Source organism: Yersinia fenwicki, from assembly GCF_043099325.1.
In the GTDB taxonomy this organism is placed as follows: domain Bacteria; phylum Pseudomonadota; class Gammaproteobacteria; order Enterobacterales; family Enterobacteriaceae; genus Yersinia.
The window spans coordinates 631,569-645,447 of record NZ_CP170755.1; the positions used below are offsets into that span (position 1 = coordinate 631,569).

Consider the following 13,879-nt stretch of genomic DNA (forward strand, 5'->3'; position numbering starts at 1 on the left):
GATGCGATTGGTATTTAGGGAAAAAAAGATATTAAGAAGCCAGCTGAAATCGCAACAGCATAAGGGACACCTCTCTGGTGAATGTCAGCACGATTGAACAGTAGACCTATTATCATCACAACTCCGCCCATAATTGCCGTATAGAGAATGAAATTAAGTGATTGTTCTGGATTTAATGCAAACAAGAGTACGGTGATTAATTTAACATCGCCGCCCCCTATCAATTTGAAGTAAAAGACAATATATCCTGTAAGTAATGCTAATAGAGGAATAATAAAGCTAACCGCATCGTATATGATTAGACTTAAGAACAACGTATTGATGGCAACTGTTGTCACCCGTTTATTGCTGATGACCCGATGGCGAATATCGCTATAACAGATTAATAGTAATTGCAATACTAAAAATGTGGTTAACGATATTTGTAATATATTCACTACTTTTCCTGCACTAGCTATGACTAAAATATGGCAGCCTTGTGCTGCCATATTAACAGTGTTGAATATAAGTTATTTAGTCACAGCTACTTGAGCTGCTGCAACTAAATCGGTTACCAGCTTGGTTAGTGGGTCTTTAGCCGCAGTAATAAGGATACCCGCTAATGCAATAATCATGACGTATTCAATAATAGAACCACGATTATCTTTCAGAAACTCTTGCGCATTAACTTGTACTGCTACATAACCTTTAGTTATTAGGTTTATCATGATTTACTATCCTTGTTAATTATATTGAGATTTTCCCAGCACTTTAAATTTTGTACTGAGGCCGTATATCGCTACTACCAGAATTGATATTTTTATTTTCGCCTCGTTCGTAGTGGCAGCTATTAAATGCTTTTGTCAGTATTAAATCCTTTTTAATACCATCATTTAGTCTTTTAAAATCATATTTATTTAAGTGAATCTATTAAGGCTTTTACTTGCTTCGATCTAATAAGATAATAATGACCAAGGCTGAGAGAAATGAGAGCCAGCAGAAAGAGAAAAAAGCGAGTAATGAGATCAATTTTTTCCAGCGATTGCTTTGCAAAAAACTTTGTTTAATGTGTACCGGAGCAACTGGTGATATCGCACTATGTGTAGGCACAGCAAGCGTAGCTATATGAGAAAGAGCAGGGGGCGCAATCACCTCATGGTTATCATCAATTTTTGATTGTTTTTCTTGTCCCTTACTTGTCATCACCTGACTTACTGAACCGGTATAACGAACCCCTTTGCGTGGAATAGTATGAATAAGAGATTCATTCAGCCCTACCTGAATAAAAGCCTTACGCAGCATATAGAGTTGCCCATAATAGCTACTTTCACTGATAGCTCCGCGCTGTTCTTTCCATACCTGATTGATAATCAGTTCTTTCTCAGTTACTCCTTCAAGTAACAATTGTAAGAATCTCAGATTATTTTCAGTTAAAATTACCACTGAACCATTGGGGCCATTCAAGCAACGCTGTGCTGGAGAAAATAGCACTGTTCCTTCTAGTTCAAACACAATCTCATTTGTCTCCATATCGACGGCTACCTATCCTGTATAAGGTGTATATTTACTCTTTGCGGTGTATGAGTTTTTATCTTATTATCGATAAATAAGATTTACGCTAAGTAAGTATTTCTCTTTGATGTTGTGTATGTTGAAAATGGCTTTTTACCATGTATTGTTAATTCTAAGGTTATTAATCTATTACTTATCTGTCTTTGTTTTAACTCTTAGAATTCTTTAAATAACTACGCTGCATATTTTTGCATAATTTAATTTCACTAAACAAGCGGGTATTTAACCTGAATATACTATTTTTTGTTATTATTTATCATTATTTATCATTTTCCTATTATCCTCTCTCTTTTGTTTAACTGTTATTGAAATGTCGTTATTCTGAATTTTATTATCTTTAAGATTTTTAATCTTACTATTTTCACTTTATAAAGATGAAGAAAATTGGGCGATAACGTTATGACGCTAAATGAGTACGTAGCGTAAACTATGTTGATTTTAGTCATGCGTTATCTTGAGATATAGTGAGGCCATCATGACCATGGATCTGTTTTCTCAGTTACCCAATGAGCCTTGGATTGAAGAGTTAGCTCCTGGCGCTTTTGTTTTACATCATTTTGCACAACAGCAGGCATCCTCGCTGTTGGCTGAGATCACTACTATCACCACCGTAGCTCCTTTTCGGCATTTAATTACTCCAGGTGGTTACCGGATGTCGGTCGCCATGAGTAATTGTGGTCTGTTGGGATGGGTTAGCGATGCTCGGGGTTACCGCTACAGCTCGATTGATCCGTTAACAGAATTACGCTGGCCCGCCATGCCGCAAAGTTTTATATCGCTGGCAGTTTCTGCGGCGCAACAAGCCGGTTTTGCGCATTTTCAGCCCGATGCCTGTTTGATAAATCGTTATGAGGTGGGGGCTAAGTTATCCTTGCATCAAGATAAAGATGAATTGGATTTACGCCAACCCATTGTCTCCATTTCGTTGGGCCTGCCAGCGGTATTTCAATTTGGTGGCGCATCCCGTGAAGCTAAATGTCAGAGAGTTTTATTGAGCGAAGGTGATGTGGTGGTGTGGGGGGAGCCATCACGTTTGAATTATCATGGTGTATTGCCGATCAAAGCTGGGTGTTCTCCTGCTGCGAGAGCATACCGGATTAACTTAACCTTTCGTCGTACTGGGCGCGCTGAGAAGTTATGAGAAATCAATAACAAAGCCCTGAGTCCTGCAAACCAGAACGCAGGGCTATAGTCATACTTTTGAGATTTAGTGTTGTTTCCTGTCTTTTTTATGTAGCAACATATACACCGCCGGAATAACCAGCATGGAAAGCAATGGCGCGCTCACCATTCCACCGATCATCGGGGCGGCGATGCGCTGCATAACTTCCGAACCAGTACCACCTCCCCACATAATGGGCAGCAAGCCGGCCATAATCGTGGCGACTGTCATGGCTTTTGGTCTAACTCGCAATACCGCACCTTCGTGAATGGCAGCACTCATTTCCTTGGCCGTCATCGGGATACCGGGCCGTTGATATTTTTTCACTGCCTGATTGAGATACAGCACCATGATCACGCCGAACTCTGCCGCTACCCCCGCCAACGCAATAAAGCCGACGGCGGCGGCAACTGAAAAGTTATAGCCCAGCCCATAGAGCAACCAGACCCCGCCAATCAAGGCAAACGGCAGGGTTGCCATAATCAAGGCGGCATCGCGGACACTGCTGAAAGTCACATACAGCAGCACGAAAATGATAGTCAAGGTAACCGGTAGGACAATTTTCAGTTTCGCTGTTGCCCGCTCCAGATATTCAAATTGCCCAGACCAACTGAGTGATACGCCCTCCGGCAGTTTGACTTGCTGTGCGACGGCTTGCTGCATATCTGTGACGGCCGATTTTAAATCCCGCCCTCGCAGATCGACATAAACCCAATCGGATAAGCGCGCATTTTCACTTTTCAGCATTGGCGGGCCTTCTGTGATTTTAATATCCGCCAGTTCAGATAATGCCACTTGCCCGCCACTGGCGGTGACAACCGGTAAGTCGCGTAATTTCTGTAGTGAATCACGAATTTCCCGTGGATAACGCAGATTGATGGGATAGCGCTCGCGGCCTTCAATGGTTTCACCGATGTTTTGTCCGCCAATCACGGTTTCCACCAACGATTGCAGCTCTTTGACTGAAACACCATAGCGGGCGGCTCGTTTGCGATCGATGTCGATATCCACATAGCGGCCCCCGGTCAGCCGTTCAGACAGCGCTGAGGTTACGCCCGGCACTTTACGTACCACCTGCTCAATTTGCTGTGCCACCTGTTCAATTTGCTGCACATTTTTGCCGTTCACTTTGATCCCCACCGGGCTTTTGATCCCGGTAGATAGCATGTCTAGTCGATTGCGGATCGGTGGCACCCACAAATTGGCAATACCGGGAACATTGACCGTGGCGTCCAGTTCCTCGATCAACTTATTCATAGTCATGCCCGGATGCCATTGTTCTTTGGGTTTAAACCGAATGGTGGTTTCGATCATAGTGAGTGGCGCGGGATCGGTGGCTGTTTCTGCACGCCCCGCTTTACCAAACACGGTATCCACTTCGGGTACTGTTTTGATTAAACGATCCGTTTGTTGCAGCAAATGGCTGGCTTCTCGCACTGAAATTCCCGGCAAGGTTGAGGGCATATACAGTAAATCGCCTTCATCCAAAGCGGGCATGAACTCGCTGCCCAAGTGGCTTAGCGGGTACAAGGTTACCAGCAATAACATCCCTGCGACGGCCAGGGTAGTTTTGGGGCGCGCCAGCACCGCGGTCAATACCGGGTGATAAAGGGCGATGAGCCAGCGGTTAATCGGATTCGCATTTTCGTCAGGGATTTTTCCGCGAATAAAATACCCCATTAATACCGGCACCAACGTTATCGCTAAACCGGCAGAAACCGCCATGGCATAGGTTTTCGTAAAGGCCAGTGGGGAAAACATCCGCCCCTCCTGCGCCTGTAGGGTAAAGACCGGAATGAATGACAAAGTGATAATCAATAAACTGCAAAACAGAGCCGGGCCGACTTCAATCGCCGCCTGCTCTGAAATGCGCCAATAATCTTGGCTGACGGGTGTTTGACCGGGGTGATCCCGCCGCCATTGTTCTAATACTTTGTGCATGTTTTCGATCATGACGATCGCCGCATCTACCATGGCACCAATGGCTATGGCGATGCCACCCAGCGACATAATATTGGCATTAACCCCTTGATAGTGCATAACGATAAAGGCACCAAGGATGCCAAGGGGCAGGGTGATGATGGCGACCAGCGCCGAACGGAAGTGGAACAAAAACAGCGAGCAGATAACCGCGACCACTAAAAACTCTTCCAACAACTTAAATGACAAGCTGTCGATGGCCTGAGTAATCAAATGTGAGCGGTCATAAACCGGCACAATTTCTACTCCGACGGGTAAGCTGCGCTGAATCTGTTGTAGCTTCTCTTTCACGCCGTTGATGGTTTCTAAGGCATTTTTGCCGTAGCGCATCACAATGATGCCGCCAGCGACTTCCCCTTCACCATTCAATTCGGCCACGCCGCGCCGCATTTCTGGCCCCATGCGCACGCTGGCAACATCAGACAGTAAGATAGGAATGCCATCACGGGCGGTAATCACAATATTTCTAAAATCATCCGGCGTTTTCAGGTAGCCGCTGGCGCGCACCATATATTCGGCGGCCCCCATTTCCAGTACTGAGCCGCCGCCTTCCTGATTACTGTCGGCAATGGCACTGGCGATTTGCTGATGAGATAGATTCAGCGCACGCATCCTTTCCGGATCAAGAATCACCTGATATTGGCGTACCATGCCGCCGACACTGGCAACTTCCGACACATTGGGCACCGTTTTCAGTTCAAACTTCAGTGTCCAATCCTGCAACGCGCGTAAATCGGCCAGACTGTGTTTGCCGGTTCTATCAATTAGTGCATATTCATAAATCCAGCCGACACCGGTGGCGTCTGGCCCCAGAGCCGCTTTAGCCTCGGAGGGCAGGGTAGATTGCACTTGGCTGAGGTACTCCAGTACCCTTGAGCGCGCCCAGTAAGGATCGGTGCCATCATCAAATAAAATATAGACATAGGCATCGCCGAACATGGAAAAACCTCGCACAGTTTTAGCGCCGGGCACCGACAACATGGTGGTCGTCAGCGGATAAGTAACCTGATCCTCCACCACTTGTGGGGCTTTGCCAGGGTAACTGACGCGAATGATCACTTGCGTGTCCGACAAATCTGGTAACGCATCCAGTGGGGTTTGTTGCAGTGACCAAATCCCCCAGGCGGCCATCATTACTGCGCCCAACAGCACCAATAGCCGGTTGCGCAACGACCAGCGAATAATGGCGGCAATCATAAGTGACTCCCATGAGTATCCATGTTGTTATTGGCGTTATTGGTTTTTACCGGTTGGATCTGACGGATCTGCGCGCCTTGCTCAGTCAACGTAAAGGTGAAATTGACTTCACTACCAACATGGATATCCGCTGATAGTTTGCCCGGTGGTAGCAGGAAATCCATCGTCATCGCGCTCCATTTCAAGGCGGCTATCGGGCCATGAGAAAGCGTGATTGTTGAGCCATTAATCGCATTGACCTCCCCTTGTACCGAGTAAATATCGACCGGCGCCGATACGGTGTTATCAACGGCTGGCACTACGGTTTCTGGAGTGTCAGCCATTTGTGGCAAGGCACTTTGCAAGCTGGCTTCTGAATCAATCAGGAACTGTCCGGAGGTCACCACCAACTGACCATGACTCAGCCCCGATTTGATTTCGACCCAACCGTCCTGAGTTTGCCCGGCACTGACTTCAACCGGCTTAAAGTGACCATTTCCTTCTGCCAGTAATACGGTGTTGCGATTGCCCGTCATCAGTAAGGCTTCCTGTGGAATGACCAGCACCGGTTCAAGCGTATCCGTTTGTGTCGATTGCACATTCAGGTACATACCTGGTTTGAGCTTTTGTTGTGGATTTTCCAAGGTGATACGCGCTTTAAGAGTACGGGTTGTGAGATCCATATTGGGCAATAATTCACTGATTTTGCCGTGAAAGGACTCACCCGGCCAGCTGGCCGTAGTCGCAGTAACTTCACTGCCGATCCGGACTAAACTGGCTTGAGATTGCGGATAATCCATCACGATCCATACTGGATCGAGGCTGGCTAACTCAAACAGGGATTGCGTTGCTGTGACTTGCGAACCGGCACGGATATCCAGTTTATTGACATAGCCATTGGCAGGGGAGCGCAGTGTCACCCGAGTTTGTGGCTGGCCACTTTTTTCGACACTGCGAATCACCTCTTCCGGCATAAATTGCAGTTGTAGACGCTGGCGAGCCGCCGCAGTCAATGCGCCGTCCCTCAATTTACGGATAGCCAGATATTCTTGCTGAGCAGCACTCCAATCGGGAATCCATAACTGCGCCAAGGGTTGATTTTTTGTCACTGGCTGCTGATTAGCGCGTACATATAATTGCTCGATAATGCCGTTAGCGCGGGCAGCGATGACTTGTACACTGCGCTCATCTGTTGCCACGGTACCGTAGCCAGTAAGGCGATAGTTGAGTGTGCGCATTTCTGCTGACGCGGTGCGCAGCCCCAAGTTTTGCTGTTGACGGGCGCTGATCGTGACGCCGCCATCTTCCGCGGTTTCACCGGCATAGCGCGGTACCAGTTCCATATCCATAAACGGTGATTTTCCCGGTTTATCAAAGCGTTGGCCGGGGGACATCGGATCGTACCAATACAGCACTGTGCGGCTGTTTTCTGCTACGACTTCAGGGCTTGCAGCAACGGTTGATGTGGTATGTGATGCCGGTTTTCCGAGCAGATAACCCGCGATGCCAATGATGGCGGCGACGGCCACTAAAGTCAGGCTAAAATACTTTTTCATCGCACGCTCTCCTGCGGGGTCAGATAACGGATAGCAGCCCAGGTACGAGCTAATTCTCTGGCGGCATTGCTGGTGTTGAGCTGGCTATCGAGCAGGGCGCGCCGGGCTTCCAGTACACTGCTCAAATCGCTTTTATTGGCTTGATACTGTGCCATCATCAAATCAACACGTTGTTTTTGCAGCGGTAAAACATCATTAATCTGTCGCTGCCATAATTGCTGTGTAGCCTGATATTGCGCCAGCAGCGTGTCGAGCTGCGCCCGATGGTCGCGGGTCAATAGGGTAAGCTGGTCATTGGCTTCCAAGGTTCGCGAGACATCCGCGGCATAGTCTTTATCCTGACGTTGCGAGCGAAATAGCGGCAGATCGATGGTTACCATCACTCCTGCCATATCCTCATATTCTTCTGCACGTTTGGCGTAATAAACTTCAATACCGACATCCGGTATCGCCGCAATGGCTGATTGCGCCGAACGTGCTTTAGCAACCTCCGCTTCGCGGCTGGCGAGCAAGATTTCCGGATGTTGATTGATGGTGTCTCGCAATACGGTGATATCCGCTGGCAGGCGGGAGAACTTGGGCAATGGGCCATCGACGTGCTGAACATCAATACCGGTTAACTGGGTCAGTTGGGTTTGCGCCAAAGTCACGTCGCGTTGTGCGGTGGTTAATCTATCTTGCATCGCCGCCAGGGTCAGACGTGCATCCAGCACACTGCTGGGTAACGCACCACCGCTGGCAACTCCAGCCCGTTGTAGTGCTACCTGTTTTTCGCTCTCCTGCACTAAAACCTTGGCATCACTCGCGGCTTGCTCGGTGAGCGCCAGATCCAGCCAGGCTTGCGCGGTTTCCTTTTGTAATCGGGTACGGATGGTTTCGCTGCCCGCTGCAGTTTTACGCGCTTCGGCACTGAGGGTATCGGCTTTTCTTTGCCGTTTATCACTGCTGACATAATCCTGCATGATGCCGATCCGCTGCATGGTCATGCCCTCGCGGGTAAAACGGCGGGCATTGTTGCCCCCAACAGGCAGGTTTTCTATACCAAATTTCAATTTGGGATCAGGCAGTTGGGTGGCAGAACTGGCCATATTTTCCAGCGCATTAACCTGATGCTGATTGGCAGATAACTCAGCAGAGTAGCGCTCTGCGGAAACCAGCGCCTGATCCAGAGTGATGTCCGCCGCGTGGCTCAGGGCGGGTAAACTGAATGTCGCAGCCATCAACAGGCGGGCTATTCCTAAGCGCAACGCAGCCGCAGGCCGCACCGGCATTGGGTGATTCAATAAGGGGTTCATGATGGCTCCCGCCTTACGGTTGCTGTGCTGAAATGGCGGTGAGCTGATAGCCCTGTTCAGTCTGGCGGAAGCTAAATGTGACCTGGGTGCCTACTGGGATTGAGGTTGCAGCAAGGTTATTCGGCAGGTCAAAGGACATAGTCATTGGTGGCCAGTTTAGGGCTGGAATGGCACTGTGGGCGATGGATACGCTGCTGGCATTCCAGGCTTTTATTTGCCCACGAGAGTGATAGTCATTGGTATGGGTCGTGGTGGTATCAGCCATCATTGCCCCGTGGTTATGGGACATCGGCATACTTTCTGTTATTGATAGGGTGGCGGCCAACAGCGGGGCAGAGAAAAGAACAACAGCGCAAACTAAAGTGGTAGATACGGCGTTAAATAAAGTACTCATAGGAATAGCTCCAAAACATAAAATAAGCACAGCACGCAAGGCGCGTGAATAATGTGGTTAAATCTGTCTGGATCTATTCTCTAAATCGGCAGAGCGCGATTTCGGTGGGTGGCCCGACAATGGGCGGCATATGCCAGTCAAGGCGGTGAATGCGTGGGGCTTGCTGTATATCCGCCAACACTAATTCAGTGTGGGTCGGCAAAGCTGCCAGTACCAGCATCCCGCTGTCAGATTGAACTGAGTCAGGAATACAATGCTTTTCACACAGAGAGTTTTGCGCCTGACCATGAGACATTTCCATCGCCGACAACATGTGTTGCATCGGGTCTGATTGTAAATGCCCTTGATGCTGGCTAAAGACCGGCGAGTCGGCAGGGGCTATATCACACTGATGGCCGGCTATCGCCAGTTGGGTATTCAGAAAAAACCAGCAGGTAATCAGCAGCATGCCGCACAGGCGCTTTTTACAGGCGCGCGTTCGGTGCATAAGCTGTGATATTCCTTTAAATGCTGGCATGTTTACCCTGAATATGGCGCAATTAAATGATGCTATTGGCGAGTATAGAATTATCCCACTGTTTTTAGAATGGATTGTCCGGTTACGCTAAATGAAATGAAAGGTTGCCTAAAGGTTATACTGTTGAATTTATTATATTTATTTTTAATAAAACCGCTAAGATGGCATAGGTTGGAGCAAAAATTTACTTTTCTTTAAGCAATTCTTATTCGTTAGGATAAAAACGCATTAGGGTAAAAACCGCGCCAGCATATATAACCGGCGCGGCTGAAAGTGAAAATCTACCAGGAATAACTGACGGTGGCGGTAGCAACACGGCCGCTGCCATAGAAACAGGCCGCCATTTGTGCACAACTGGCTACATATTCTTTGTTAAATACGTTATTAACGTTGACCTGCAAACTGGTGCCTTTCATTGATGGTAAAGCTTGCCCCAGTTCATAACGCATCATCCAGTCATATAACGTAACCGCCGGGACTTTAAAGCTGTTTTTCGCATCACCCCAACTGGTGCCGATGTAGCGCACGCCAACACCGGTGGATAAACCATCTATCACACCTTTATCAAAGCTGTACATACCCCACAGTGAGGCCGAATGACTGGGTGTGCGAGCGGGCATTTTGCCTAATTCAGCGGCGGTCTTGGTTTCACGTACTTTCCCTTTGGTGTAGGTATAGGCGGCAATAAGGTTGATATTATCGTTAATCTCACTGTTTAACTGCGTTTCGATCCCCTGAGACTGAACTTCGCCAATGGGTACGTTATAGGCCAGTGACTGATCGTATTGGCTAATGTTTTTCTGACGTAAATCATACAGTGCGGTGGTCAGCAAAGTGCTGCTGCCCGGCGGCTGGTATTTAACGCCGAGTTCGACCTGACGTGCCGTGACCGGGTCTAATGCACCGGTACCAGGTGCACCTTTGGCGGTACTTGGCTCAAATGAGGTGCTGTAGCTAACATAGGGTGAGATACCAGAATCAAAGGCATACAACACACCGCCACGGCCGGTAAATGCATGATCGTCTTGTTGATCTTGCATGACGGTTTTACGGTTCATGGTTTTTAACTGTGACCAGTCATAGCGCCCGGACAACAGGAAGTTCCACTTATCCAGTTCGATTTGATCTTGTAAATACACCCCCACCTGATCCAGTTTGGTCAAATCACTACTATTCAGTGACAGGTCACTGTCTTTGATATTCAGGCCATAAACCGGTGATACCCAATCCAGATTATATTTTGTCTGTACCGTGCCCATGTAGAATCGGCTATCAATGCGGGTGCGTTTGTAATCCAACCCGGTGAGCACCGTATGGTTGAGTTGACCGGTCCAGAAATCAGCTTGCAATTGGTTATCGACTGCAAACTCAGCGGTGGTCTGGCGTTCAATTTGTGGGCGGCGTGTCATGGTGCGGCTATCGGCCAGTAAATCCATAAAGACCAGATACTTATAGTCTTGCTTGTTATAGCTGTAACGCAGATTCTGACGGAATTTAAAGGTGTCATTGATGTAATGCTCAAGGGCATAACCGACTGAGGTTTGCTCGCGTTCAGATTGATCAAATGACGGATCACTGACGTTAAAATCGTAAGGTATTTTGCCGTAAGCGGTACCAAATACCGTGCCGGTCGCCGGTAAGAAGTTACGTGAACCGGCTTTGGGTTCTTTCTGATAGCTGGTTAATAAGGTAAAGGTGGTGTCTTCATTCGGAATAAAGGTTATTGCCGGGGCGATAGCAAAACGTTCCTGCTTGTAGGTATTCACCGCATCATCCTGCGTTCTGCCAATCCCATTCAGGCGATAGAGAACTTTCCCTTCATCATCTAAGATACCGCCGAAATCAAAAGCAGCTTCCGCTAGGCTATTATTACCCGCTCCTATCTGCACTTTGTGAATACTTTCAGCCGTTGGGCGCTTGCTGACCATGTTGATCAGACCACCCGGATTGACCTGGCCATACAGCACTGATGCCGGGCCACGAACCACTTCCACCCGCGCCAATAACCACGGATCAATCTGACCACCACGCCGTGCGCCACCCAGTGAGTTGTAGCTCAAGCCATCGAGAAAACGCGGTGCATAGCCGAAACCACGAATGATCACTTCGTCATTCATATTAGAGCCACCGCGATATTCCGGTACCACACCAGCGGTATAACGCAATGCTTGAGCAACAGAAGTTGCGCCTTGATCCTGTATTTGCTGGCGGGTAATAACCGAAATAGATTGCGGAGTGCGCATCAGCGGAGTATCAGTTTTTGTGCCGGTTGAACTGTTTTTGGCGGCAAAACCCGTATCTTGTTGTCCGCTATCCGTTTTGGCAACTACCACTAATTTATCTTCTTTTGCTGCTACCGTTTCTTGCGCGGTAGCTGCCGCTAAAGTCTGTAGAGAGGGTATGAATATCAGTGCGGAGGTCAATAATAAGGTTTTTGAGGTGTAGCTTGCCTGGAATGGCAATTTCCTTGGCATTTTCTTGCCGGAAATATCAAACATGATTTATCCCTACCTGGAAATACAATAATAAAAGTGCTGGATCCACCCAGATTTATTTATTATCCGGTATGGATATAAAAAAGATTTCTGCCCATTCAATCAGTTGCGGCTGTATCCTTATACATATTCGGGAATAAGGTGACGCTCAAGAAAGAACGCATACTATGTTATTGCAAATAATAATACTTCTCAATATTATTTGTATTCATATGGAAATAACAAATACATTGGATTTATAACAACGTCAAACGAAGGGGAAGCGCGCCGTTGGGGTCGTAGTGGCGTAAGCCACCGGAGTGCCCCGAGGTGGGGTAAACCCTTTACTCACTGAGTTATCAATAGCTTTATCATTAACCTCAAATGTATTTAACCTGACCACTTGCGGGCATACCTTTGTGCGATGAGTGGTGAATAGACTTGGCAATGAAATCAAGAGGATTGAGTGTGAGCACGACGAATGAACATCCTGATAGCCAGCGCTTACTAGCAGACACTTTAGCCGGTAGTGAATCATGGTGGCAGCAGATTGCACAGTGGGGAACGCCGCTGGTGGAGCCGATATCTGAGGATAAAGTCAGACTGACGTTTCTTTGGCGGGAGCCGGTAGCAGAGGCAGATGAACCGACTTATAGTCGTGTCTACATTGATGTTAACGGCGTGACAGACCATCACAGTACTCATCCTGAAACCCTACAACGCCTGGGCCAAACAGATGTGTGGTATTGGCAGGCTGAAGTGGAATCTGATTTTCGTGGCAGCTACAGTTTTATGCCGGTTACTGCGGAACATTGCCTGAATGTACCTGAGGGAACGCCACAAGAACGCCGGCAGGCACAGCGCAATTGGTGGATCTCCTTGATGGATTTGGCACAAAACGATCCGTTCAATCACACCGCCCCCCATTCCAGCTATCGCGGAAGGCTACTTTCTGCGGTGCATTTAACTGATGCCCTACCTCAGACCGCCTGGCAGCCAATTGATGCAGGCCAGCAACTCCCAACGGATACGCAACGGCTGCAATTGATTACCTGGCATAGCGAATTGCTAGGTAACAGCCGCAATGTGTGGATTTACCACACACACGGCACAGCAGATAACGCCGAGCGGCCATTGGCTATCTTGCTTGATGGGCAGTATTGGGCGACCAGGCAACCGATATTCGGTGTGCTGGATAATGAAACTGATGCCGGACGTTTGCCCGCCAGTGTGTATGTGCTGATCGACATTATTGACCAGCCCCATCGCTCAGTAGAGTTGCCTTGCAATCAGGATTTTTGGCTGGCGCTACAAACAGAGTTATTGCCGCAAGTTGCTGCGCGACAACCCTTTACTGACCAAGCCTCGCGCACCGTGGTGGCAGGGCAAAGTTTTGGTGGATTGGCCTCGCTATATGCCGGATTACATTGGCCGCAGCGTTTTGGTTGTGTGCTGAGTCAGTCCGGTTCCTTCTGGTGGCCGGATGTTGATAACTTCAAAGCTCTGACTGCCGGAACTGCCGAGCGTCAGGGCTGGCTGACAGAACAGGTTTACCAAGGTTTGGGTAATGATCATCCATTGAATATTTTTATGGAGGCGGGTCGCCGTGAAGATGTGATTTATCAGGTTAATGAGGCCATGAGCGAGGCGCTGCGTCAGGCGGGGCATCGATTACATTATCGGATTTATGCTGGCGGGCATGACTCGCTCTGCTGGCGCGGTGGGTTGATTGATGGATTACACCGCTTGCTTGCCTACTAAAATCGGAGCCTAA

11 protein-coding genes are annotated in these 13,879 nt (G+C 48.2%); 2 read left to right on the forward strand and 9 right to left on the reverse strand.

Annotated features, from left to right (window positions below):
• Window positions 1-14 precede the first annotated feature (14 nt).
• The 3 genes from ACF3VQ_RS02875 to ACF3VQ_RS02885 all read right to left on the reverse strand — a co-directional run bounded on the left by ACF3VQ_RS02875 (window position 15) and on the right by ACF3VQ_RS02885 (window position 1,509).
• Entirely contained in the window at window positions 15-437 is a 423-nt protein-coding gene (locus ACF3VQ_RS02875; protein WP_392433317.1) for a prepilin peptidase, read from the reverse strand.
• Between the two features lie 72 nt (window positions 438-509).
• Window positions 510-707 (reverse strand): pilus assembly protein, encoded by a 198-nt coding sequence (locus tag ACF3VQ_RS02880; protein ID WP_392433318.1) that lies wholly within the window; start codon window positions 705-707, stop codon window positions 510-512.
• Between the two features lie 211 nt (window positions 708-918).
• Window positions 919-1,509, reverse strand: a complete 591-nt coding sequence (locus tag ACF3VQ_RS02885; RefSeq protein ID WP_392433319.1) for a transcriptional regulator — start codon at window positions 1,507-1,509, stop codon at window positions 919-921.
• Between the two features lie 517 nt (window positions 1,510-2,026).
• Here ACF3VQ_RS02885 and alkB point away from each other — a divergent pair.
• Window positions 2,027-2,692, forward strand: a complete 666-nt coding sequence (gene alkB, locus ACF3VQ_RS02890) for a DNA oxidative demethylase AlkB (RefSeq protein ID WP_392433320.1) — start codon at window positions 2,027-2,029, stop codon at window positions 2,690-2,692.
• A gap of 66 nt (window positions 2,693-2,758) precedes the next feature.
• On the opposite strand, the gene ACF3VQ_RS02895 is transcribed toward alkB, so the two are convergent.
• The 6 genes from ACF3VQ_RS02895 to ACF3VQ_RS02920 all read right to left on the reverse strand — a co-directional run bounded on the left by ACF3VQ_RS02895 (window position 2,759) and on the right by ACF3VQ_RS02920 (window position 12,129).
• Window positions 2,759-5,890 (reverse strand): efflux RND transporter permease subunit, encoded by a 3,132-nt coding sequence (locus tag ACF3VQ_RS02895; protein WP_392433321.1) that lies wholly within the window; start codon window positions 5,888-5,890, stop codon window positions 2,759-2,761.
• Window positions 5,887-7,425: an efflux RND transporter periplasmic adaptor subunit gene (locus ACF3VQ_RS02900; RefSeq protein ID WP_392433322.1), complete on the reverse strand. Its 1,539-nt coding sequence runs from the start codon at window positions 7,423-7,425 to the stop codon at window positions 5,887-5,889. Before ACF3VQ_RS02900 ends, ACF3VQ_RS02895 begins: the two co-directional genes overlap by 4 nt.
• Window positions 7,422-8,720: a TolC family protein gene (locus ACF3VQ_RS02905; protein WP_392433323.1), complete on the reverse strand. Its 1,299-nt coding sequence runs from the start codon at window positions 8,718-8,720 to the stop codon at window positions 7,422-7,424. Before ACF3VQ_RS02905 ends, ACF3VQ_RS02900 begins: the two co-directional genes overlap by 4 nt.
• A gap of 13 nt (window positions 8,721-8,733) precedes the next feature.
• A complete protein-coding gene (locus tag ACF3VQ_RS02910) occupies window positions 8,734-9,114 on the reverse strand; it encodes a copper-binding protein (protein WP_392433324.1) in 381 nt (126 codons plus the stop codon).
• Window positions 9,115-9,187: 73 nt separating this feature from the next.
• Window positions 9,188-9,601: a hypothetical protein gene (locus ACF3VQ_RS02915; RefSeq protein WP_005174009.1), complete on the reverse strand. Its 414-nt coding sequence runs from the start codon at window positions 9,599-9,601 to the stop codon at window positions 9,188-9,190.
• A 311-nt stretch (window positions 9,602-9,912) separates the two neighbouring features.
• Window positions 9,913-12,129 (reverse strand): TonB-dependent siderophore receptor, encoded by a 2,217-nt coding sequence (locus tag ACF3VQ_RS02920; RefSeq protein WP_392433325.1) that lies wholly within the window; start codon window positions 12,127-12,129, stop codon window positions 9,913-9,915.
• 444 nt (window positions 12,130-12,573) lie between these two features.
• On the opposite strand from ACF3VQ_RS02920, the gene fes reads away from it, so the two are divergent.
• Entirely contained in the window at window positions 12,574-13,866 is a 1,293-nt protein-coding gene (gene fes, locus ACF3VQ_RS02925; protein WP_392433326.1) for an enterochelin esterase, read from the forward strand.
• The last annotated feature ends 13 nt before the right edge of the window (window positions 13,867-13,879 follow it).